Source organism: Nocardia asteroides, assembly GCF_021183625.1.
Classification (GTDB): domain Bacteria; phylum Actinomycetota; class Actinomycetes; order Mycobacteriales; family Mycobacteriaceae; genus Nocardia; species Nocardia asteroides_A.
The window spans coordinates 259,511-282,787 of record NZ_CP089214.1; the positions used below are offsets into that span (position 1 = coordinate 259,511).

Consider the following 23,277-nt stretch of genomic DNA (forward strand, 5'->3'; position numbering starts at 1 on the left):
TTTGCCCCTCGTACGCGGCTGGGACACAAGTAGCAACCAGTCGCTCTCTTTGTTACGTTGCGAAAGCGCCGACGTCGCGAGATCAGTACCCGGAGGCATCGGCGCCTTCTTCGATTCGACTGTCCCCATTGCTCTTTCGCTCCCGAGCGCGCTGCCGCGTCCGGGTGGCGGAGCTGCGCGGTGGGCGACCAAGGAGGCTGCACGTGCGCGACCAGACGGCTCAGATGCCCCGCGTGCCCGACCGCGGGCACGAGAGCGAGAGTGCGAGGCGCAGGCGGCTGGAGTGGATTCGCGCGCAGACCGGCGGCAGCCTGCGCGCACTGGACACCTTCGACCTGGACCCGGCCCGGCTGGTCGGCAATATCGAGAACCTGGTCGGCAGCGTGACCATCCCGGTGGGGCTGGCCGGGCCGCTGCGCTTCACCGGCGAGCACGCGACCGGGTGGATCACCGCGCCGTTCGCCACCACCGAGGGCGCGCTGGTCGCCTCGGCGACCAGGGGCGCGCACGCGGTCTCCCGCGCGGGCGGGGTCAGTACCAGGGTGCTCGGCCAGCGCATGGTCCGCTCGCCGCGGTTCGACCTGGACGACGTGGTGAGCGCGCACCGCTTCGCGGCGTGGGCGCAGGCCAGGCAGGACGAGCTCGGCGCGCAGGTCGCGGATGTCTCCCGGCACGCGCGGCTGGTCGGGCTGCGCCCGATGCAGATCGGGCGCAGCGTCGACCTGGTCTTCGAGTACGAGACCGGCGACGCCTCCGGGCAGAACATGACCACCGCGTGCACCTGGCGGGCCTGCCTGTGGATCGAGAAGCAGCTCGCCGACGACCCGGAGATCGCGCTGCGCTCGTTCTGCGTGGAGGGCAACACCGCGGGGGACAAGAAGCTCAGCCAGCGCTCGCTGATCAACGGCCGCGGCACCAGGGTGACCGCCGAGTGCCGGATCGACGGCGCCACGCTCGCGCACGTGCTGAAGGTCGATCAGGCGGCGCTGTGCCGGGCGTATTCGATCAATGTCATCGGCACCGCGCTCGGCGGCGGCATCGCGCCGAACATCAATGTGGCGAATGCGATCGCGGCGCTCTTCGCCGCGACCGGCCAGGACATCGCCTGCGTGCACGAGTCCGGCGCCGGGATCCTCAATATCGAGCCCGACGGCGACGGCGTCTACGCCTCGCTGCTGCTGCCCGCGCTGGCGATCGGCACCGTCGGCGGCGGCACCGGCCTGCCGCAGCAGGCCGACTACCTGGAGATGCTCGGCTGCGTCGGCACCGGGACCGCGGGCAGGCTGGCCGAGATCATCGCCGGGTTCGCGCTGGCGCTCGACCTCTCGACGCTCTCGGCGGTGATCGGCGGCCAGTTCGCGACCGCGCACGAGCGGCTCGGCCGCAACCGCCCGGTCCGCTGGTTCACCGCGCTCGACCTGACCCCGGAGTTCTTCGAGCGCACCCTGACCGGCGACGGCCGGGTGCAGACGGTCAAGGTGATCGGCGACAACACCGCGTCCAGCGTGATCAGTGAGCTGACCCACCGGGTGAGCACCCAGAAGCTGGTCGGGGTGCTGCCGGTGGACGTGCACTTCGACGACGACGCGGCCCCGCTCGAGCTCGTGGTCAAGGCCAAGCCGCTCGACGGCGAGGTGGTGCTCGCCGCGCACCGGCTGGTGTCGCTGGCGGGCGGCAGGCTGGCCGAGGCGTGGTCGCGGGGCAGCGACGCCAGCGGCTTCCTCGGCACCCACATGCGCGAGCTGGAGCTGTACCGGGACCCGGGGCCGCTGGCGGCGATCATGCCGCGCTGCCACGGCATCCACCAGGCGCCGGAGCGCGAGGCGTACCTGCTGCTGCTGGAGCGGCTCGGCGACGACGTGCTGCTGAAGGACTCCGCCGACCGCCCGCAGGACTGGCGCCCGGCCCATATCCGCGCCGCGCTCGACGGCATCGCGCCGGTGCACGGGCACTGGCTGAACCGCACCGGCGAACTCGTCGCGAAGCCCTGGTTCGGCCCGGCCACCGAGACCGGCCGGATGGTCGAGATGGCCGAGCTGTGGCGCGGGCTCTACGAGCACCACCACCGCGAGTACCCGCAGCTGGTCGGCGGCGAGTGGCTCGCCGAGACCGTCGGGTGGATCGAGACCGTCGCCGACTGGTGGCCGGAGCTGGAGGCCATGCCGCGCACGCTGGTGCACAACGACTTCAACTCCCGCAATATCGGGCTGCGCCCGGTCGCGGAGCGGTTCGAGCTGGTGGCCTACGACTGGGAGCTGGCCTCGGTGCACGTGCCGCAGCGCGACCTGGCCGAGCTGCTCGCCTACGTGCTGACCCCCGCGGCCACCGCCGAGGAGGTCGACGGCCACCTCGAGCACCACCGGCTCGCGGTCGAGCGGGCCGCTGGCGTCGCGCTCGACCCGGTGCGCTGGCGCCGCGGCTACCGGCTGGCGCTGGCCGATTTCACCGTGCGCAGGCTCTCGCTGTACCTGATGGTGCACACCGCGCACCGGCTCTCGTTCCTGGAGCGGGTCGTCGCCACGGTGGCGCGGCTCGGCGAGATCGAGCGGGGCCGCGAATGAAGGTGCACCACCTGGACTGCGGCCCGCTCGCGAGCGGGATCGTCACGCACTGCCTGCTGGTCGAGACCGCCGACACGCTGGTGCTGGTGGACAGCGGCTTCGGCACCGCCGATCTCGCGGAGCCGGACCGCAGGCTCGGCTGGACCCGGCGGGTGCTCGCCCCGCGGCTCGACCCGGAGCACACCGCGCTGCGGCAGGTCGCGGCGCTGGGGTACGACCCGCGCGACGTCGGCCACATCGTGCTGACGCACCTGGACTACGACCACGCCGGCGGAATCGGCGACTTCCCGTCGGCCCGAATCCACGTGCACGGCCCCGAGCTGCGCGCCGCCGCCGCGCCGACCGGCAGCGACCGCTGGCGCTACCGCACCGCGCAGTGGGCGCACGGCCCGCGCTGGTCGATCCACGAGCGCGGCGGGGCCGAGTGGTTCGGCTTTCCCGGGGTCACGGCGCCGGGCGGGCTGCCGCCCGAGCTGCGGCTGGTTCCGCTCTACGGGCACACCGCGGGGCACATCGGCGTCGCGATCGACACCGGAGACCGCTGGCTGCTGCACGCAGGCGACGCCTTCGTCTCCGAACTCCAGCTCCATCGGCTGCTGCCGGGGCTGCTGCTGGCCGGCGCCGCGTTCGGGGTGCCCGAACCGCGGCTCGCCGCCGCCCGGGTGCGCACGCTGCACCGGCTGGCCGAGCTCGCCCGGCTGCCGGGCGGGCCGGTCACCGTCTTCGCCGCGCACGACCCGATCACCTTCGCCCGACTGGCGAACCAACCGGAAGGAGAGCCGTCGTGCGCCGGACTGTGATGCACGCCAAGGTGCACCGCGCCACCGTCACCCAGGCCGACCTGCACTACGTCGGCTCGGTCACCATCGATGCCGAGCTGCTGCGCGCCGCCGACATCCTCGAGGGCGAACAGGTCGACATCGTCGACATCACCAACGGCGCCCGGCTCACCACGTACGTGATCAGCGGCGAGCCCGGGTCGGGGGTGATCGGGATCAACGGCGCGGCCGCGCACCTGGTGCACCCGGGCGACCTGGTGATCGTGATCGCCTACGGCCAGTTCGACCCCGCCGAGCTCGCCGCGCACCGGCCGCGGGTGGTGCACGTCGACGCCGCCAACCGGATCGTCGCGATCGGGGCCGACCCCGCGCAACCCGTCCCCGGCGCACCGGACCAGATCTCCGGCGCCCTCACCGCAGCCGGACAGCGACAAGGAACCCCCTCGTGACCACCACCGCCATCACCACCGAGTCCCCGTTCGCGCTGCGGCTGCTCGCCTACTCCAACGAACGCTTCCCCGCCTGGCAGGTCGCGGCGCAGCTGCCCATGTTCCTGGCCGCCTTCCTCTTCGGCCAGGCGATCACCGGCCAGGAGCCCGCGCTGCGCGCCGCCACCTGGGCCGGTTTCGCGGCCTTCGTCGCCTACACGCTCATGGTGCGCTGCATCGACGACAACAAGGACGCCGCGCACGACGCCGAGCACTACCCGGAGCGGGTGCTGCAGCGCGGGCTGGTGACCTTCACCCAGCTGCGGGTGATCGCGGTGCTCTGCCTGGTGGTCTCGGTGGCGGTCTCGATCTGGATCGACGGCGGGCTCGGCCGGGTGACGCTGTGGTGGGTCGTCATCTTCGTGACCAACAACCTGGTGCAGTTCGTGCAGGTGAAGTGGGCGGCCATCGGTGCGTGGCTGGAGTCGCGGCGGGTGCTGCTGGCACTGAGTGTGGTGCCGTTCTGGGGCTTCGGCTCGGTGTGGATCGCGCAGATGGGCGGCGGCGACCGGCTGGTCCCCGCCGCGGTGTGGTGGCTGGTGGCGCTCTGGTGTGTGGCGGCGCTGCTGCTGGAGATCGCGCGCAAGTCCCGCACCCCCGACGACGACCGGCCGACCGTGGTCGACTACACGAAGGCGGCGGGGTCGTGGACCCGGTCGCTCGGCCTGGCGGGCACGGTCGCGGTCCTCGTGGTGCTCGCCGTGCTGGCCACCGTGCTCGAGGTCGTCGTGCTGCACACCGCGGGCGCGGACAGCCGGTGGGCGGTCGTCGCGCTCGGGGCCGTCGCGCTGCTGCCGATCGGGGCGGCGGTGCGGTTCCTGCTGAAGCCGGACCGGTTCCGGGTCAAGGACGTCGCGGAAATGTCGGCGGGGCTGTGGCTGATCGGGCAGATCGTCTCGGTCGCCGCGCTGCTGGTGGTGATCTGAGGCAGTGGAGCCCTTCGCCATCGTCGGGGCGGCGCTCGCGCTGCCCGGCGTCGAAGACCTGGATCGCTTCCGCGCCGATCTGCTCGCGGGGACAACGCATTTCGGCCCGGTGCCGCGCGTGCTCGCCGACGACAACGAGGTACCGGTCGCCTCGGTGCTGCCCGAGGCGGAGCTGTTCGACCGCGAGTTCTTCGGGCTGACCGCCACCGAGGCGCGCTGGACCGACCCGCAGCAGCGGCTGCTGCTCCGGCTGGCCCACGAGGCGCTGGAATCCACCGGGATCGCGCGCTCCGGCGCTCGGATCGGGGTGTACGCGACGGCCTCGGCGTCCACCTGGCTGCACGGCCGGGTGGCCGCGGCGGAGCCGGGCCCGGCCCGGGTCGACTACCGCGCGCTGCTCGGCAACGACCGCGACTTCCTGGCCACCCGGATCGCCTACCGGCTCGGCTGCACCGGGCCCGCGTTGACCGTGCAGAGCGCGTGCTCGAGTTCGCTGGTCGCGCTGCACCAGGCCTGCCTGGGGCTGGCGTTCGGTGATGCCGACACCGCGGTGGTGGGGGCGGCATCGCTGGCCTTCCCGCAGGAGCAGGGGTATCTGCACGAGGCGGGCGGGATCCTCTCGGCCACCGGGCGCTCGCGGCCCTTCGACGCGGCCGCCGACGGCACCGTTCGCGGAAGCGGCGGCGGGGTCGTGGTGGTGCGGCGGTTGGCCGACGCGCGGGCGGACGGCGACCCCGTGCTCGCGGTGATCGCTGGTTCGGCGATCAACAACGACGGCGCGCAGCGGATGGCGTACAGCGCGCCAGCGGTCGGCGGGCAGCGCGACGTGCTCGCGGCCGCGCTCGACCGGGCGGGGATCACCCCCGGTGCGGTCGGCTATCTCGAAACGCACGGCACCGGAACGCCGCTCGGTGATCCGATCGAGTTCCGCGCGCTCTCCCGCGCGTACGCGGATCCGGCCGCGCGGCGCTGCTACCTCGGTGCGGCGAAGGCCGGGTACGGCCACCTCGACGTCGCGGCGGGCATGGTCGGGCTGCTGAAGGCGGTGCTGGTGCTGCGCGGCGGCACGATCTTCCCCCAGCCCGCGTTCACCGCGCCGAATCCTGCTATTCCGCTGGCGGATTCGCGGTTCGCCTTCGCCACCGAGCCGGTGCCGGTGGCCGACCTGGAGTACGCCGCCGTCAGCTCGTTCGGCATGGGCGGCACCAATGGACACGTCGTCTTGCGGCGGGCCGAGGCGAGGGCGCCGGGACCGGCCGAAGGGGGGCCGGTCCCGGTGGTCGTCTCGGCCCGCTCGGCGGACGGGCTGCGCGCGTACCGGCAGCGGCTGGCCGAGTACCTGCGGGCGAACCCGGAGCTCGCGGTGCGCGATATCGCCGCCACGCTGGATCGCCGGGTCCGGCACGAGCACGTCTGGTCGGGGTCGGCGGTCTCCGCCGCCGACCTGGCCGAGCAGCTCGCGCTCGAGCCGGTGACCGGGTCGGTGGCCGCCCGGCCGGCGCCGGTGACCGGCACCGCGGAACCCGGTGCCGGAGAGCGGATCTGGCTCCCGCCGAGCCCGCTGAACCCCCAGCGCCTCACCCTGCCGCTGCTGGCGGCGCCCGCGCCCGCCCCCGAGGACGACGCGCACGCCCTGTTCGTGCGGCTGGCCGTGGCCGAGCTGGGCGGCGCGGCGGACGAGGACACCGACTTCTTCGCCGCCGGCGGGGAGTCCATGACGCTGGTCGCGCTGGTCGGCACGCTCACCGACAGCATCGGCTTCCGGGTCGACTTCGACGCCCTGGACGGCGTCTCCCGGATCGGCGACCTGGCCGCGATCCTGGCCGGTCAGGCACGCGCCAAGCAGACGCCGGCCCCCGGCGGCGACCTGCTCGTCCTCGGCGCGGGCGAGCCGCTCATCTACCTGTACCCGCCCGCGGGCGGCACGAACTTCGGCTACACCGCGCTCCAGCGCGCGGCGCCGCGGCTGACTCTGGCGGCGTTCCGCGCGGTGCGCGGCGCGCACACCGTCGAGGAGATCGCCGCGGCCTGCCTGCGCACCCTGCGCGAACGTGGCGCCGTCAGCCCGGAGCTGGTGCTCGGCGGGTACTCCTTCGGCGGCAATGTCGCCTTCGAGATGGCCAGACAGCTCGACGCCGACGGCACGCCACCGGCCGGGCTGGTGCTCATCGACTCCTTCCCGCCGCAGGCGTTCGGGGCGGAACCGGTCGACCCGGAGGCGCTGAGCCGCGAGGTCGGCGCGATCGCGCGCACGGCCGCCGCCGAGCTGCCCGGCACCGACCCCGCCGGCGTCCTCGCCGCCTTCGAATCGCTGTGGCTGGCCAATACGAAGGCGCTGCGCGCCTACCGGCCCGCGACCCCGATCTCGGTGCCGATCACCGTGCTCCGCGCCGAGATCCCGCTGACCCCGGCCCGGGCCCGCGCCGTCGGCATCGACCCCGCCACCGGCACCGACTGGTCCCGCTGGACCCGTGCGGACGTGCGGACCTTCGACACCCCCGGCGACCACTACACCGTCTTGACCGAGCAGCCATGCCGCGCGGCGGCGGCCGAGCTGCTCGAGCGGGCGCTGCGCACGAGAAGGACCATCCCATGAGACCCGCATCCCCGATCCAGCGGCACCTGGTGCTCGCCGCCGCGTTGCGCCCCGCCGACCCGGCGCAGAACTGGGCGCTGCTCTCCCGGCTGCCCGCCGGGACCGACCCGGTCCGGTTCGCCGCCGCCGTCGAGGCGATCCTGCACGGCAACCGCGCCTTCACCGAGACCTTCACCCGCACCGGCAGCGGCGATATCGTGGTGACCCCGACCGCTGTGCGGGCACCGGTCCCGGTCACCCGCTACCCCGACCTCGCCGCCGTCCAGGCCGAGGTCCGACGGCTCGGCGACAGCGTCTTCGACCCGGCGATCGCCCCGCTCCACCACGCGGAGATCGCCACCGCGGGCGCCGACGCCTACTTCCTCTTCGCAGGCGCGCACGTGCTCTCCGACGGCTTCGGCTTCTACAACCTGCTCGCCGACTTCGCCGCCCGCTACGCCGACCCCGCCTACACCAGCCCCGACCCCGGCTCGCCCGCCGATGCCGCCGACGCACCGGCCCCGAGCCGCGCCGACGCCGTGCGGCACTTCGGCGCCGTGCTCGCCGGCCTCGACGACCTGCGCGTCGAGGGCTGGCGAGACCGCGACCCCGGCGGCCGGATCACCGGCGGCATCCGCCGCGAACCGCTGCCGCGCGCCGACTACGACCGCGCCAAGCCGGCCGGGACCGCGCTGGGCGTGCGCCGCTACACGGTGCTGCTGGCGACGCTGGCACTCACCGCGGGCTGCCTGGCGGGCACCGACACCGTCGTCGTCTCCACCCCGATGTCCAATCGCCGCTCGGGCGCGGGCTCGGCGACCACCCGCGGCGTCCGGGTCAATGCCCTGCCGATCCGGTTCGATCTGCGCCCGGAGGTCGGCTTCGCCGAGCTCTGCGCCCGCACCGAGGCCCAGCTGCGCGGGCTGCTCGAGTTCGAGCAGCTGCCGTTCTCCGAGTTCTCCCGCAGCCTGATCGGCTCCGAGGCCATGGACGCCACCCAGCCCTCGGTCGCCTTCACCCTGTACCCGCGCCCACTGGCCGCGGTCGTGGACGGCGTGGCAGGCGAGGCGCTGCACGTGGACCGCCGCTACCTGCAGCACCCGCTCTCGGTGACCGTCGAGGTGGGCGCGGACGAGCCCGCGCTGCTAGTCCAGCGCGCCGACCAGCTGCCCGATGCCGATATCGGCGCGCTCTACCGGCACGTGCTGCACCAGGTCGTCGCCGACCCGGAGCACCTGCGCCTCGGTGCGATCAGCTGGGCCGAAGGCGATCTCGCCGCGCGCGTCGAGCCGGTCACCGCTTTCCCGCGGCGCAGCCTGGCCGAGGAGTTCGCGACCGCGGTCGCCCGCGACCCCGATGGAACAGCCGTGCTCACCGACGACGAGCGGCTGAGCTACGCCGAGCTGGACGCGTGTTCCGACGCCGTCGCCGCCTGGCTGCGCGCGCACGTCCCCGGCGCGCTGGTCGGCGTCACGATCGCGCCATCGGTGCGGCTGGTGGCGACCATGCTCGGGGTGTTCAAGGCGGGCAAGGTCTACGTGCCGATCGACGTGGCGGCCGCACCGGCCCGGGTCGCCCAGATCGCCGCGGCCTGCCCCGACATCACCATCGTCACCGGCCCGGCGGATCAGGCAGACGCGAGCGGCGACGCACTGCCCGAAGCCGGCCCGCGGACGGTCGCCATGCCCGAGCGGCTGCCGCCCGCGCCCGCATCGGCGGCCCGGCCCGGCCCGGACGATCTCGCCTACATCATCTTCACCTCCGGCACGACCGGCGCACCGAAGGGCGTGCGGATCGGCCACGACGCCGCGGTCCGATTCTTCGACGGCCTGCGACAGGCCACCGGCATCGGGGCCGAGCGCTGGCTGCTGTTCCACTCGATGTCGTTCGACATCTCCATCGTCGAGACCCTCGGCGCGCTGTTCTCCGGTGGCGCGGTGTGTATTCCCGGTGCCGAGGTCAAGCGCGACCCGGCAGCGCTCGGCGCGTTCCTGGACCGGCACCGGGTGGCGGTGGTGTCGCAGACGCCGTCGGCGTTCGCCATGCACGGGCCGCGGCTGCGGGAGCTCACCGGCCTGCGTCACGTGCTGCTGTGCGGGGAGCGGCTGGAGTACGGCAGCGTCGCCGGGTTCGTCGCCGCCCGCCCCGACGTGGCGGTCATGAACTGCTACGGCATCACCGAGACCACCATGTACCACACCGCGTTCCGGGTCCCGGCCCGCCCGCCGGAGCGGTCGGTCATCGGCAGGCCGTTCGCCGACACCGGCATGGCCGTGGTCGACGCCGCGCATCGGGTGCTGCCCCGCGGCGTCCCCGGCCAGCTCGTGGTCAGCGGTCCCGGGCTCATGCTCGGGTACCTCCAGGACGACGAGCCGACCCGCGCGCGCATCGTCGAGATCGACGGCGTGCCCAGCTACCTCTCCGGCGATCGGGGCACGCTCGGCGCGGACGGGCAGTTCGTCGTCGCGGGCCGGATGGACACCCAGGTCAAGATCCGCGGCCACCGCCTCGAGCCGGGCGAGGTCGAGCGGGCCGTGCACCGGACCGGGCTGGTCGCGAACGCGCACGTGCGGGTGGCGGGTGCGGGGCTCACCGCCGAACTCGTGTGCTTCCTGGTCCTGAACGGGGACGGCGATCTCGCGACGGTCCGCGAACGGCTCGACCCGCTGCTGCCCCGCGCCTTCCACCCCGACCGCTACCTGGTCCTCCCGGTGCTGCCGGTGAACGCCAACGGCAAGCTCGACGCCGAGGCGCTGACCCGGCTGTACACCGCGGACCGCGACACCGCCCCCGCCGCCACCCCGGACGACCGCGCCGCCGCCGGGCTGGACGCCGTGGTGACCGAGGTGTGGAGCGAAGTGCTCGGCAGCACCGAGTTCGACGGCTCCACCCGGTTCTTCGACGCGGGCGGCACCTCGGCGATGGTGCTGCAGGTCGGCGAGCGGCTGCGCGCCCGGCTCGGCCTGCCCGAGCTGAGCGTGGTCGACCTGTTCGAGCACTGCACCCCCGACACGCTGACCGAGTTCCTGGCCGAGCGGGCGTGACGCCCGTGCCCGCGAACCCCGACGAGAAGAAGCGAGAACGCGTGCCCTCCGACGACTACCAGGCCATCTGTGGCTGGCTCGACAACCCGGATCCGGCCGGCGGGGTGCGGCTCGCCGACGACGACGGCGGCTGGACCAGGCGGGGCTACCCCGAGCTCGCCGCCGACGTGCGCGCCGTCGCCGCCCTGCTCGCCGCCGCCGGGCTGCGCGCGGGCGACGGGGTGTGCGTGGTGCTGCCGACCGAGCTGCGCTGCATCGCGACCATGTTCGCGGTGTGGTCGAGCGGGGCGACGGTGACCATGGTGGCGCCGCCGGTGTTCGGCGCGGGCGGGGAGTACGGCGAGCAGCTGCGCGCGCAGTTCACCCGGGCCGCCCCGCGGCTGGTCGTCACCACCGAGCAGTTGCAGGGGCCGATCGGCGCGGCCATGGCGGACGCCGGGGTGGCGGGCACCCCGGTGACCCTGCCGAAGGACGTCGCGGGCGGCGCGTCCGCAGCGAGCGCCCCGGCGAACCCGGCGGATGACGGCGCGGCGCCGACGAGGCTGCCGGACAACCCGGTGTACCCCATCGCGGCTGTCGGCGCCCCCGTGCCGGGGAGCACCGATCGCGCGCTGGTGCAGTTCACCTCGGGCTCGTCGGGTGCGCCGAAGGGGGTGCCGATCAGCTGGCGCAACCTCGCCGCGAACGTCGCCTACATCACCGACTCGATCGGCTGGCGCCCCGGCGACGCCACCGTCTCCTGGCTGCCGCTCTACCACGACATGGGGCTGGTCGGCGCGGTCATCGCCACCATCGCCGGCCAGGGCGAGCTGCACCTGATGCGCCCCGACCAGTTCATCCGCGAGCCGCTGCGCTGGGTGCGGGCGATGGCGCAGGCCCAGCACGCGGTCGCGCCGTCGTTCGGACTCGGCTACACCGCGCGCCGGGTGCGGCCCGAAGACCTCGCCGACCTGGACCTGTCCGGGCTGCGGTCGCTGATCACCGGCGCCGAACCGGTCGACGTCGAGCACGTCAGCGCCTTCACCGCCCTGCTGGCCGAGGCCGGTTACGACCCGGCCGCGCTGCGCCCCGCCTACGGGCTGGCCGAATCCACGCTCATGGCCACCATCACCCGCTCGGGCGAGACCCCGGTCGCGGTGCGGATCGACAGCGCCGCAACCCGTTTCGGCGAACCGGTCGCCGTCGTCGCCGAGACCCCGTACCGGGGCCAGCCGCTGTCGGGGGGCGGCTGGCTGGTCGGGCTCGGCGGCCCGGCCGCCGCGGTCGCGGTGCGCATCACGGGCACCGACGGCGCCGAACTGCCCCCGGGCACGCTCGGCGAGGTGGTGCTCAGCGGTGCCTCGGTCGCCACCGGCTACCACGGCACCGACCAGGAGTCGGCCGCGGGCACCCGCTTCGCCGGTGGTGAGCTGTGGACCGGCGACGCGGGCTTCCTGCGCGGCGGCCAGCTCTACGTACTCGGCCGGATGGGCTCCAGCCTCAAGGTTCGTGGCCGGTCGGTCTTCATGGAGGACCTCGATGCCAGGATCGCCCGCGAGACCGGGCTGCCCAAGCACACCTTCGCCGCGGTCGCCATGCCGGAGGCAGGCGTCGACCAGGGCGTCGTGCTCTTCGCCGAGCACGCCCCGGGCGACTGGACCGACGCCGCCCGCAAGGCGCTGCGCGCCGAGCTCGGCCCGGCGCGCGACTGCGTCGTCGTCACCGGCGAGCGTGGGCTGATCCGGCGCACCTCCAGCGGCAAGCCGCGGCGCAGGCTCATGTGGGAGCTGTACCGCGACAACGGAACCGACGCGGTCGAGACCGACTCCGCCCCGGTCTTCGCCGAGCGGCGCGCGTCCCTGTCCCGGCTCGGTGACGCCGAGCTGACCCGGCTGCTGGAGCAGGCGCTCGCGGCGGTCGAGGTGCCCGCGACGGCGACGGTCCTGCTGGAGGGCTCGATCGCGGAGGGGTTCGGCAACGAGGGCTCCGATATCGACTTCCTCGCGGTCTCGCCCGGCGCGGAGCCGACGCCGGTGATGCCGTCGGTGCTCTTCCTCGGCGGGCGCCGGGTCGAGGTGCGCACCCGGTCGGAGGGCGAGCTGCGCGCCCAGCTCGACCTGGTCCGCAAGGCCGCGCTGGACGAGGACATCACCGGGGCCGCCCTGCTCGACCTGGACCAGGACCTGCTCAACCGCTGCCAGCGTTTCGCCAGGGCGGCGGTGGTGCGGCCCGGCGCGGCCGATATCGCCGGGCTGCGGCAGGCGCTGCCGTTCCCCGAGCTGAGCCGGGTGCTGTCCCGCTGGTGGTCGGCGCGCGCGACCCAGTCGCTGCGCCAGGCGGTGGCGATGGCCGCGCTGCGCGACCACGGCACCGCCGCGGCGTGGGCGGCCGACGGGCTGCTGCAGGCGGTCAAGGGGCATCTCGCCGAGCGCGGCGAGACCTACCTGGAGAGCAAGTGGCTCGGCCCGCAGCTCGACCGGCTCGGCGCGGACGCGCTCGCCGACCGCTACTTCGAGCAGCTCCGCGCCCTGCGCGCGGGCACCGATCGCGGCCGCGCCCAGGAGCCTGACTCCGCGCAGGAGCCTGACTCCGCGCAGGAGCCTGACTCCGCGCAGGTGTCCGGCTTGGCGCAGGTGTCCGGCTCCGCGCAGGTGTCCAGCTCCGCGCTGGCCCCCGCGCTGGCGCTCGCCGAGGAGCTGGGGGTCGCGGTCGCCGACGACCCCGTGCAGGTGGTGCTCACCCGCGTCGACGGCGTGACGACCTGGCCCATCGACGGCCGCATCCACGTCGTCCGCGGCCGCTCCGACGTGCTGGTCCTCTCCGACCGCGCCGCCAAGGCCTGGCGCGGCGTGGTCTTCGGCCGCTCCGTCTCCGAGGTGCTCGCGCGCAGCCCGGAGCCCCTGCACGCCGAACTCGCCGAATTCGTCCGCCTCGGCCTGGTCGGCCTGCGCTGGGGCCGCGGCGCCGCGATCAGGCCCGCGGTGGCGATGGTGAAACCGCTCGGCCCGTCCACCCTCGCCCCGTGCCCGGTCAGCCCGGTGCTCGGCATCGGCGGCGGCACCAGGGCCGAAGGCCGGCCGGTGACGCTGAGCCCGCTACCCGCCACCCGCTTCGCCGAGTGCGCCTCGGCGCTGGTCTGGTCCAACGTGATCGTGGAGAACGCCCGCGAGGACCTGGTGGGCGCGCTCGGCCAGGGGCAGCCCCGGGTGGCGGAGGCCGCCGCGGACCGGCTGCTCAAGGGCGCGGTGCGGCTGCTGCTCTGCACCCTCGGCATCAGCCCGCTCCCCCCGGACGTCGCCCCGGTCGCCACGCTCGAGCGGCTCGTACCCGCCGGCCTGCCCGGCCGCGACCGGTTGCTGGCCCGGGTGGAGGCCGCCGCGCGAGTCGGCTTCGCCGGGGCACCGCAGAGCGCAGGGCTCGCGGTACTCGACGACCTCGTCGACACCGTCCGCACCACCGCCGACCTGGCCTTCCCCGCCTCCTTCGATTCGCACGAGCAGTGGCGCGCCACCCTGCGGATCACCTACGACTGGCTGCGGCTCGCGGCCTACCTGGACACCGAGCTGCCGATCGACGAGGTCCAGGACCTGCTCGCCTCCGGTGGCGCCCAGCCGCACCAGCGCGGCACCGACCCGAACGGAGAGATCGACCGATGACCGACGACGCCATCGCGGAGCCCGTCCGCGCCCTCATCGCCCGCATGGCCCCCGACACCCCGCAGCACGTGCGCGACGACGAACGCCTGATCGACGACCTCGGCTTCGACTCCATCCGGCTGATGGAGCTCACCGTCGCCCTGGAGCGCGTCTTCGCCCTGCCGCGGCAGAACCCCGAGGACCTGGCCGACATCCTGCGGGTCGGCGACGTCGTCGGGCTGGTCCGCGGCGCGGCGGCCGGGGAGCGCCGGTGACCGCCGTGCTGCTCACCGGCGCGGGCGGGCTGGTCGGCGCCGAGGTGGCCACCCGGCTGCACCGGCGCGGACGGCACGTCGTCGCGCTCACCCACCGCACCCCCGGCATCGTGGACTGCGCCGGGAACCGGCTGCCCGCGACCGCGTTCGCCGACGATCCGGAGGCACCGGTCACCGCCGTGCGCGGTGACGTGCGCGCGCCTGGTTTCGGCCTGGACGCGAGCGCCATGGCCGGCCGGGTCGGGGCGATCGTGCACTGCGCCGCCACCACCGATTTCGCCGCGCCGCAGCGCGACTACGACGAACTGAATGTGGCGGGCACCGCCAACGCCTGCGCGCTGGCCCTCGAGCTGGACGTCCCGCTGGTGTACGTGAGCACCGCCTACGTCTGCGGCCGCCGCGAGGGCGGCATCGCCGAGGACGACCTCAGCGATGCGCACGGCTTCGGAAACGGCTACGAGCGCAGCAAGTTCGACGCCGAGACCCACGTCCGCAACACCGAGGGGCTGCGCTGGTCGATCGTGCGCCCCGGCATCGTCACCGGCTACACCGGCACCGGCGCCATCCGCGACTACAAGAACCTCTACACCGTGGTGAAGCTGATCGTGGAGGGCAAACTGCGCACCCTGCCCGGCCGCTACGACGCCACCCTCTCGCTGGCCCCGGTCGACTTCGTCGCCGACACCGTGGTCGCCGCCGTCACCGACTTCACCGAGCACCGCACCTTCCACGCGGTCGGCGCCGACCCGCTGTCGCTGCGCGGCATGTCGGAGGTGCTGGCCGAGTACCCCTCGTTCGAGGTGGCCCGCTTCGTCCCCAAGTCGGCCTTCGTGCTCGCCGACCTGGGCGACCTCGAGCGCGAGTACTACCTCCGCATCGGCGCCCAGTACACCGGCTACTTCGACGCCCGCCGCAGCTTCGACACCGCGAACACCGCCGCGCTGCTCGGCACCCCGCCACCGGACACCGGCCCCGCCTACCTGCGCACCCTGCTCGACTTCTGCACCGAGAGCGGCTATCTCGGCGCGCCGCTGGCCTCCGTCGACGAGGTGGTGCGGTGCTCGAGCTGAGCGAGGTGAGCAAGTCCTACACCGTCGGCGGCAAGGAGGTGCGCGCGCTCGACCGGGTCAGCCTGCGCTTCGACGCAGGTACCTTCACCGCGGTCGTCGGGCCGTCCGGCTCCGGCAAGAGCACCCTGCTGCACCTGCTCGGCACGCTGGACTCCCCGGACAGCGGCCGGGTCGTCTTCCGGGGCGAACCGGTGGACGGCCTCGGCGAACAGCGGCAGGCCGCCTTCCGGCGGCACACCATCGGCTTCGTCTTCCAGTTCTTCAACCTGCTCCCCACGCTCAGCGCCTGGGAGAACGTGGCCCTGCCGATGCTGCTCGACGGCGGCACCCTGCGCGGCGCCCGCGCCCGCGCGCACGACCTGCTCGACACCGTCGGGCTGACCGACCGCGCCGAGCACCGCCCCGCCCAGCTCTCCGGCGGCCAGATGCAGCGGGTCGCGGTGGCCCGCGCGCTCATGCTCGACCCGCCGATCGTGCTGGCCGACGAGCCGAGCGGCAACCTCGACACGCACGCGGGCGACGAGCTCATGGCGCTGCTGGCCCGGCTCGCGCGCGACGGCGACCGGCAGCGCGCGGTCGTCATGGTCACCCACGACCAGCAGGCCGCCGCGGGCACCGACCGCGTGGTGACGCTGCGGGACGGCCGGGTCGCCGACGACACCGGCCGCGAGGCGCCGTGAGGTCGGCGCTGAACCGCTGGTGGGTCTTCGGGGTCAGGGAGTGGTCCGCGCACCGCGCCCGCGCGCTCACCTCCGGCGCGGTGGTCGCGGTCTCGACCGCGCTGCTGGTCACCGTGCTGTCGATCATCGGCTCGATCGACCGCTCCCTCGACGACTTCGCACACGGCACCACCGGCGATGCCGCGCTGGAGGTCTCGGCCTTCTCCGGCGCGGGCATCCCGGCGGCGCTGCGCACCGAGGTCGCCGCCGTTCCCGGCGTCGCGGCGGCCGTCCCGCTGGTGCAGACCCCGGTCACCACCGCGCGCGGCACCGCCCTGCTGATCGGCACCGACGCCTCCGCGACGGCGCTGCACAGCCCGCTCCAGGACCACCTGCGGGTCCTGCCCGCCACCCCGGACGGGGTGCTGGCGGGCCCGAACACCGGCTTCGCGGCGGGGGAGGGCATCGCCCTGCGGGACACCCGGGTGACCGTGGCCGCCGTGCTCGACGGCGTCGAACGCTTCGACGGCGGCCGCTTCCTGCTCGCGCCGCTCCCGCTCGCCCAGCGCGCCGCGGGCCGCGGCGACCGCATCGACTTCGTCCTGATCGTGGCCGCGCCCGGCACCGACCCCGCCGCGCTGCGCCGCGACGTCACCGCCGCGGTCGCGGGCCGGGCCGGCGTCGGTGAGCCCGCGGCCCACCGCGCCGCGGCGAGCAACGGCGTCCAGCTCATCCGCTTCGTCTCCGTCTCCGCCGCCGGAATGTCGTTCCTCGTCGCCGCCTTCCTCATCTACACCGCGATGGGGCTGGCGATCGCCGGCCGGCGGCAGCGGATCGCCATGCTCCGCGCGCTCGGCGCGACCCGCCGGAGCATCGTCGCCGACCTGCTCGCCGAAACCGCCGTCTCGGCGCTGCTCGGCGCGCTGGCGGGTGCCGCGCTCGGGCTGCTGCTCGGCCGCGCCGCGGTCGGCCGGCTTCCGGACATATTCCTGCAATCGGTCTCCGCCCGAATCGAATTCGCGGTGCCGTGGTGGACGATCCCGCTCGCCGTTGCCGCGGCGGTCGCCGTCTGCCTGGCCGCCGCGGCACTGGCGGCGCGGCAGGTCTACCTGGTGTCCCCGGTGGAGGCGCTGGCCCCGGTCGGGGTCGCACCGGTCGACCGCATCCGCCCCGCGGCGCGGATCGGCGCCGCCGTGCTCGCCGCGGTGCTGGCCGTCGCGGCGGTGCTGGTCGCGACCGGACAGCCCGGCATCCTCGCCAACGGCGGCATCTCGACCATGTTCGCCGCCGAGATCGCGGCGGGCTTCGCGGTCGGCGCGGCGCTGGTGCGCGCGGCGGCCGCGGTCGCCAACCGGTGCGGCGGCGCGGGCGCGCTCGCCGCCGAGACCATCCGCCGCTCACCGAAACGCTCCTGGGCGACGCTGATGACCGTCGCGGTCGCGGTCGCGGCCAGCTTCGCGATCAGCGCGGGCAACAGCAACGCGGTGACCTCGACCGAGAAGTCGTTCGAGGTGCTGCGCGGCGCCGACATCTGGGTCTCGACCACCCCGGCCGGAACCTTCCCCACCGGACCCCGGCTCCCCGCGGACACCGCCGAACGGCTGCGCGCGCTGCCCGCCGTCGCGACGGTCGTCGCCGACCAGGCCACCTACGTCGACCTGGGCGAACAACGTGCCCTCGCCTACGGGGTCGCCCCCGGCTCGGCGAATGCCCTGCTGGACGCCGCCGGCCTCGATGTGGCGCGCCGCGTCCTGGACGGCGCGGGCGCCGTCGTCTCCCGCGACCTCGCCGACGCGCTATCACTCCGGGTGGGCGACACCCTCACGGTCCCGAGCCCCACCGGCGCGCACGCGGTCCCGATCCTCGCGGAGGTCGCCTTCTTCTCCGCCCTGAACGGCGCACTGGCGCTCGGCCTCCCGCTCGTGCAGGAGTGGTTCGGCGACACCGGCACCGCCGCCGTGCAACTGGGACTCGACCCAGGCGCCGACCCCGGCGCCGCGCTCGACCAGGTCCGCGGCGCCGTCCCGCCCGGCGTCCACGTCTACAGCGGCGACGAGGCGGTGCGCGGCTTCGCCGCCGCGCTCGACCAGGCCACCAGCCTGAACCACCTCATCTGGATCATCGTCACGATCATCGCCGCGGTCGCGCTGCTGAACACGCTGCTGCTCTCGGTGCTCGAACGGCGCCGCGAGATCGGCGTGCTGCGCGCCATCGGCGCCGCCCGCCGGTTCGCCGTGGCGACGGTGCTCGCCGAGGCGGCCGGGCTCGCCGTGGTGGGCGGGGTCCTCGGGCTGGCGTTCGGCTCGGTGCAGCAGGTCGTCGCCGACCTCGCCTCCTCCCGCGCGTGGAACGTCGACGTCGCCTTCGCCCCGGTCCCCGGCGCCTACGCGCTCGCGCTCGGCGCGCTCCTGCTCTGCCTGCTCGGCGCGCTGCCCGCCGCGTGGCGCGTCTCCACCGTCAACATCATCGAAGCGATGAGGGTCGAATGAATCAGCGAACCGACGTATCCGTGCTGCGTGACGGCACTCTTGTCGCCGACGGCGACACCGGCTGGGCGGGCGGCAAGGCGGCCGGGCTGGCCCGGCTCGCCCGCGCCGGCGCCACCGTGCCCTCCTGGGTGGTGCTCGGCACCGAGGGCTTCACCGCCCACCTGACCCGGGGCGAACTGCCCGAACTGCATCGGCTCCTGCTCGACGCCGCCGACGACCCCGCCCGCGCCGAAGCGGCCGAACGCCTGCGCGCCGAGATCTGCCGCACCCCGGTCGATCCCGCGCTCGCGGCCGAGATCGAGGAGGCCATGCACGGCCGCGAGCGCGTCGCGGTGCGCAGCTCGGCCGTCGGCGAGGACGGCGCCGACCGCTCCTACGCGGGCATCTACGAGTCCTTCCTCTACCTCACCGGCACCGGCCAGGTGCTCGACGCCGTGCGCCGCTGCTGGGCCTCCGCCTTCAGCCCGCGCGCCCTGCACTACACCGGCGCCGAGGCCGCGTCCCCGGTCGCGGTGATCATCCAGGACATGGTCGACGGCGAGGTCTCCGGCGTCCTGTTCACCACCGACCCCGTCACCGGCGCCACCGACCGGGCGGTCGTCAGCGCCTGCTGGGGGACCGGCGAGGGCGTGGTGAGCGGGGCCTGCGCCACCGACGAGTTCACCGTCGGCCACGACGGCACCGAGGTGTCGGTGACCGTCGCCGACAAGGACATCGAGTACGGCCGCGCCGATGCCGGCGGCGCCGAGCAGCGCGTGGTCGCCGAGCCGCGGCGCCGGATCCGCTGCCTGAGCCAGGAGCAGACCGCCGAGCTGGTGCGCGAGGGGGTCAGGATCGCCGCCGCCATCGGCGGCCCGCAGGACATCGAGTGGACCTTCCGCGCCGGCGAGCTCGTCATCCTGCAGACCCGCCCGATCACCGCGGTGGCCGCGCTCGGCACCTGGCGCACGGTGTGGGACAACAGCAATATCCAGGAGAGCTTCAACGGCGTCACCACCCCGCTCACCTTCTCCTGGGCGGCCAAGGTCTACGAGGTGATCTTCCGCGAGACGCTGCACCTGATCGGCGTCGGCGACCGGACCATCGCCGCCAACGACAAAGTGCTGCGCAACATGGTCGGGCTGGTCTCCGGCCGGGTCTACTACAACATCAACAACTGGTACCGGGTGCTGCGCCTGGCCCCGTTCTTCGACCGCAACAAGGACGACGTCGAGCGGATGATCGGCGTCGAGCACCCGGTCGACTTCATCGAGGGCATCCACGCGGGCCCCGCCGAGCGGCTCGCCGCCATCCCGCAGCTGGCCCCGGTCTTCGTGGTGCTCGGCTGGCGGATGCTGAACCGGGGCAGGCTCGTCGAGCGGTTCCAGCGCGAGGTCGGCGCCGAGGTCGAGCGCATCCGCCACGACCTGGACACCGCCACCGAACTGGACCAGCTCCTCGACCTCGCCGAGCGCGGCCTGAACCTGTTCGACCGCTGGGCCGTGCAGATCCTCAACGACCTCTACCTGAGCAACCAGGCCGGCCGGGCCAGGCGCATCCTGGCCGCCGCGGGCGGCTCCGAGGAGACCGTGGCCGGGCTGCTCGCCTCCGAGGAGGCGGTCGAATCACTGCAACCGACCCTGATCCTGATGCGGCTGGCCGCCGACATCCGCCGCGCCCCCGAACTGCGCACCGCGCTCTACACCGGCGACCCGCGCGCCGGCCTCGACGCCGTGCGCGCCGCCGCACCCGCCGTCGCCGCGGAGCTCGACGCCTACCTCGACCGCTACGGCGACCGCTGCATGGGCGAGCAGAAACTGGAGACGGTGTCGCTGCGCCAGGACCCCTCCTTCATCGGCACCATCCTGCGCAACTACGTCCGCGACGACGCCATCGACGCCGGCGCGCTCGAACGCGACCACGCCCTGCGCCGCGCGGCCTTCGAGCGCGAGATCCTCGACGCCCTGCCCCGCGGCCGCCGCGACAGGCTCGCCGGGGTGCTGCGCAAGGCCCGCACCGCGGTCCGCGACCGGGAGCGCATGCGGCTCACCCGCACCCGCATCGTCGGCGTCGGGCGCTCGGTCTACCTGCGGGTCGGCGAGGTGCTCTGCGCCGCGGGCCGCCTCGACGAGCCGCGCCACGTCTTCTACCTGACCATGGAGGAGATCCAGGGCTTCGCCGAGGGCCGCTCCATGACCACCGACCTCGCCGCGCTGGCCCGCACCCGCATCGCCGAGTTCGCCCGCTACGAACACACCGAGCCACCGAACCAGTTCGAGACCACCGGCCCGCCCGACGTCCTGACCCCCACCGCCGCGGCCGCCGCCGAGCCCGTCGGCGACGGCCGCACCCTGCGCGGCACCGGCTGCTGGCCCGGCATCGTGCAGGGGCCGATCCGCGTAGTCCGCAGCCCCGACGACGATCTCGACGTGCGCGGCACCATCATGGCCGCGCTGCGCACCGATCCCGGCTGGGGGCCGCTCTTCCCGAGCGTCAAGGGGCTGCTCATCGAACGCGGCAGCACGCTGTCGCACTCCGCGGTGCTCGCCCGCGAACTCGGCATCCCCGCCGTCGTCGGCGTGCCCGGGCTCATGGCGACCATCCGCGACGGCGAGACCGTCCGGCTCGACGGCGGCTCCGGCCTGGTGGAGCGGCTCGATGACCCCGCCTGAGCCCCCGCTGCTCGTCTGCGTCGCCGGCGCCGACGCCTCCGGCAAGAGCACCCAGATCGACGCCCTCACCGCGGCCCTGACCGAGGCGGGCATCGACACCGCAGGCGCCGGCATCTGGGACGCCCTCGCCGATCCGGTGATCGGTGCCCGGCTGCCCTTCGCCGACCGCGCCGCCGTCCTCGCCTACCTGAGTGTGCTCGGCCCGAACGCCCGCGCCCACTTCCTCTTCCACGCCCTGCACGCCGCGCTCGACCTGGCACTGGCCCGCAACCCGCGCATCCTCCTGCTGAACGCCTACTGGTACAAGTACTTCGCCACCGAGGTCGCGCACGGCGGCGACCCGGCCACCCTGCGCGCCGCCACCACCGCCTTCCCGCCACCCGCGCTCACCTTCCACCTGCGCGTCACCCCGGAGACCGCGCTCGCCCGCCGCACCGACCCCAGCGACTACGAGAGCGGCTACGGCGACGCCGCCCGCTTCCTCGAATTCCAGCGGCGCAGCCACGCGGAACTGGACCGGCTCGGCACCGAACTCGGCTGGATCGAGCTCGACGCCACCACCGCCCCGGAGGTGCTCACCCGAACCATGCTCGACGCCGTCACCGCGGCGGCCCGGCCGTGACCGCACGGATCGCCGTGGTCGGCATCGACGGCTGCGGCAAGTCCTCGCTCATCGCCCGGCTGCGGGCCGGGAACCAGCTCACCCTCAGCTGCCCCGACCTGCACCACAACGCCGACGGGCCGCTGCACGACCTGTCGCGCAAACTCGCCGCCGTCGGCGCGGCCGCCGACGCCGTCGGCAACCCCGCGGTGAAGGCGGCGACGCTCTACCTGCGCATGACCCTGTACGGCCCGGTCGAGGACTTCCTGCTGCGCACCTACCGCCCCGAGGTCCTGATCTGCGAACGGCATCCGCTGATCGAGACCCTGGTCTACGCCCCGCTCTACGCGCGGCTCGCCGGCCGCGCCCGGCGCGATGTCGCGCCCGTCCTCGACCGGGCCGAGCGGCAGCTCCCCGGCGCGACCGCCGCGCTGCGCCGCTGGCAGGCCCTCGAACAGGACCGCGTCGGCATCGGCGGCGACTTGGCGACGGTGCTCGACGAGATCGTCACCATCCTCGGCACCGGAACCGAGGCCGCCGTCACCCGCTTCGCGCAGAGCTACCGCACCACGCTGCCCGACCGCGTGCTGTGGCTGGACACGCCCCCCGCCGACGCGGCCCGGCGGCTCGCCCTGCGCGGCGGGCCCCTGGAAACCCACGAGAACCTCGCGCACCTGGAAACACTGCGCACGGGATATCGAGAACTGGGTGCGCGGCTCGAAAGCGTCTGGCCCGGCCTGCGATTCGTGCGCGTGCCGAACGCGGATTCCGCGGACCCCGCCGAGGTATTGGATGCCTGCCTGGCGGCGGCGAACTCTCCGTGAGCAGCCCGCACAGCAGCGGATGGCAGGAGCCGAATCCCGCCTCCACCCGGAAGGCGAACCGCGAGCAGTCACCCTGCCGTGCCCTGCTCGCGGGCGTCCTCCGCGAGCCGGTCACCGCGCACTACGTGGTCTGCGCGCTCGCCGCCGACCCCGCCCCGGACGACGACCCGATCCGCGACGTCCACACCCGGCTCGTCGCCACCTGTGAACAACCGGTCCCCGCCGCCCTCACCCGCCGCAGCGGCACGATCCTCATCCCCGGCCTCCGCCACATCGACCAGGCCCCGCCCGGTTTGATTACCGCCCCGCTCACGGCCACCTGGGTCCCCGCCACCGCCCCCACGGTCCCCGCCTGCGCGGAACTGGCCCACGAACTGCTCGACCTCGCGGTCCGGGTACGCCCCGGACCCGGTATCTTCGGCACGCGCGACCTCGCCCTCGAATACCAGATCACCCGCCCCGGCCCCGGCCGCGACCACCTCGCCCGGCTGCTCACCCCGCTCGACCCGCACCCCGAATTGCTCGACACCGTGCGCGAGTACCTGCGGCTCGAACACGGACGGCTCGCCACGGGCCGCGCACTCGGCGTCCACCCGAACACCGTGACCAACCGCCTGGACAAGGCCGGTCAGCTCATCGGCCTCGACCCCACCCGGCTCGAGTCGCTGTGGCAGCTCCGCGCCGCCGTACTCGTGCGCCGCTTCCTCGGCATCGGCTGATC

15 protein-coding genes are annotated in these 23,277 nt (G+C 74.4%); all 15 read left to right on the top strand.

The annotated features are described in order from the left end of the window. Nucleotides 1–203: 203 nt before the first annotated feature. The 15 genes from LTT61_RS01355 to LTT61_RS01425 are packed head-to-tail and all read left to right on the top strand — an operon-like array spanning nucleotide 204 to nucleotide 23,275. Nucleotides 204–2,561, top strand: a complete 2,358-nt coding sequence (locus LTT61_RS01355) for a hypothetical protein (RefSeq protein ID WP_233018084.1) — start codon at nucleotides 204–206, stop codon at nucleotides 2,559–2,561. Continuing rightward, entirely contained in the window at nucleotides 2,558–3,361 is an 804-nt protein-coding gene (locus tag LTT61_RS01360) for an MBL fold metallo-hydrolase (RefSeq protein ID WP_233018085.1), read from the top strand. The genes LTT61_RS01355 and LTT61_RS01360 overlap by 4 nt, the downstream gene beginning before the upstream one ends. Next, nucleotides 3,361–3,789, top strand: a complete 429-nt coding sequence (panD, locus tag LTT61_RS01365) for an aspartate 1-decarboxylase (RefSeq protein WP_378641887.1) — start codon at nucleotides 3,361–3,363, stop codon at nucleotides 3,787–3,789. The genes LTT61_RS01360 and panD overlap by 1 nt, the downstream gene beginning before the upstream one ends. Then, nucleotides 3,786–4,754: a hypothetical protein gene (locus tag LTT61_RS01370; protein WP_233018087.1), complete on the top strand. Its 969-nt coding sequence runs from the start codon at nucleotides 3,786–3,788 to the stop codon at nucleotides 4,752–4,754. Before panD ends, LTT61_RS01370 begins: the two co-directional genes overlap by 4 nt. 4 nt (nucleotides 4,755–4,758) lie before the next feature. Continuing rightward, nucleotides 4,759–7,350 (top strand): beta-ketoacyl synthase N-terminal-like domain-containing protein, encoded by a 2,592-nt coding sequence (locus LTT61_RS01375; protein ID WP_233018088.1) that lies wholly within the window; start codon nucleotides 4,759–4,761, stop codon nucleotides 7,348–7,350. Then, nucleotides 7,347–10,373 (top strand): non-ribosomal peptide synthetase, encoded by a 3,027-nt coding sequence (locus tag LTT61_RS01380; protein WP_233018089.1) that lies wholly within the window; start codon nucleotides 7,347–7,349, stop codon nucleotides 10,371–10,373. The genes LTT61_RS01375 and LTT61_RS01380 overlap by 4 nt, the downstream gene beginning before the upstream one ends. After that, the gene (locus LTT61_RS01385) at nucleotides 10,370–14,008 is read left to right on the top strand and encodes a DUF6001 family protein (protein WP_233018090.1); all 3,639 of its coding nucleotides are present in this window, start codon (nucleotides 10,370–10,372) and stop codon (nucleotides 14,006–14,008) included. The genes LTT61_RS01380 and LTT61_RS01385 overlap by 4 nt, the downstream gene beginning before the upstream one ends. Then, a complete protein-coding gene (locus LTT61_RS01390; RefSeq protein WP_233018091.1) occupies nucleotides 14,005–14,262 on the top strand; it encodes an acyl carrier protein in 258 nt (85 codons plus the stop codon). The genes LTT61_RS01385 and LTT61_RS01390 overlap by 4 nt, the downstream gene beginning before the upstream one ends. Then, the gene (locus LTT61_RS01395) at nucleotides 14,259–15,332 is read left to right on the top strand and encodes an SDR family oxidoreductase (RefSeq protein WP_233018092.1); all 1,074 of its coding nucleotides are present in this window, start codon (nucleotides 14,259–14,261) and stop codon (nucleotides 15,330–15,332) included. The genes LTT61_RS01390 and LTT61_RS01395 overlap by 4 nt, the downstream gene beginning before the upstream one ends. Continuing rightward, complete coding sequence (locus LTT61_RS01400) at nucleotides 15,320–16,012, top strand: ABC transporter ATP-binding protein (RefSeq protein WP_233018093.1); 693 nt, start codon at nucleotides 15,320–15,322, stop codon at nucleotides 16,010–16,012. Before LTT61_RS01395 ends, LTT61_RS01400 begins: the two co-directional genes overlap by 13 nt. Then, nucleotides 16,009–18,480, top strand: coding sequence for an ABC transporter permease (locus LTT61_RS01405; RefSeq protein WP_233018094.1), 2,472 nt, complete (start codon nucleotides 16,009–16,011; stop codon nucleotides 18,478–18,480). The genes LTT61_RS01400 and LTT61_RS01405 overlap by 4 nt, the downstream gene beginning before the upstream one ends. Further along, a complete protein-coding gene (locus LTT61_RS01410) occupies nucleotides 18,477–21,131 on the top strand; it encodes a phosphoenolpyruvate synthase (RefSeq protein ID WP_233018095.1) in 2,655 nt (884 codons plus the stop codon). The genes LTT61_RS01405 and LTT61_RS01410 overlap by 4 nt, the downstream gene beginning before the upstream one ends. After that, entirely contained in the window at nucleotides 21,118–21,753 is a 636-nt protein-coding gene (locus tag LTT61_RS01415) for a hypothetical protein (protein WP_233018096.1), read from the top strand. Before LTT61_RS01410 ends, LTT61_RS01415 begins: the two co-directional genes overlap by 14 nt. Continuing rightward, nucleotides 21,750–22,556, top strand: a complete 807-nt coding sequence (locus LTT61_RS01420; RefSeq protein ID WP_233018097.1) for a hypothetical protein — start codon at nucleotides 21,750–21,752, stop codon at nucleotides 22,554–22,556. Before LTT61_RS01415 ends, LTT61_RS01420 begins: the two co-directional genes overlap by 4 nt. Then, on the top strand, nucleotides 22,553–23,275 hold the full coding sequence (locus LTT61_RS01425) for a PucR family transcriptional regulator (RefSeq protein WP_233018098.1): 723 nt from the start codon (nucleotides 22,553–22,555) through the stop codon (nucleotides 23,273–23,275). Before LTT61_RS01420 ends, LTT61_RS01425 begins: the two co-directional genes overlap by 4 nt. Nucleotides 23,276–23,277: the final 2 nt, after the last annotated feature.

Excerpts from the sequence above, each read along its gene's own strand:
- LTT61_RS01360 (WP_233018085.1), top strand. The coding sequence starts at position 2,558 with ATGAAGGTGCACCACCTGGACTGCGGCCCGCTCGCGAGCGGGATCGTC.
- panD (WP_378641887.1), top strand. The coding sequence starts at position 3,361 with ATGCACGCCAAGGTGCACCGCGCCACCGTCACCCAGGCCGACCTGCAC.
- LTT61_RS01380 (WP_233018089.1), top strand. The coding sequence starts at position 7,347 with ATGAGACCCGCATCCCCGATCCAGCGGCACCTGGTGCTCGCCGCCGCG.
- LTT61_RS01390 (WP_233018091.1), top strand. The coding sequence starts at position 14,005 with ATGACCGACGACGCCATCGCGGAGCCCGTCCGCGCCCTCATCGCCCGC.
- LTT61_RS01410 (WP_233018095.1), top strand. The coding sequence starts at position 18,477 with ATGAATCAGCGAACCGACGTATCCGTGCTGCGTGACGGCACTCTTGTC.
- LTT61_RS01415 (WP_233018096.1), top strand. The coding sequence starts at position 21,118 with ATGACCCCGCCTGAGCCCCCGCTGCTCGTCTGCGTCGCCGGCGCCGAC.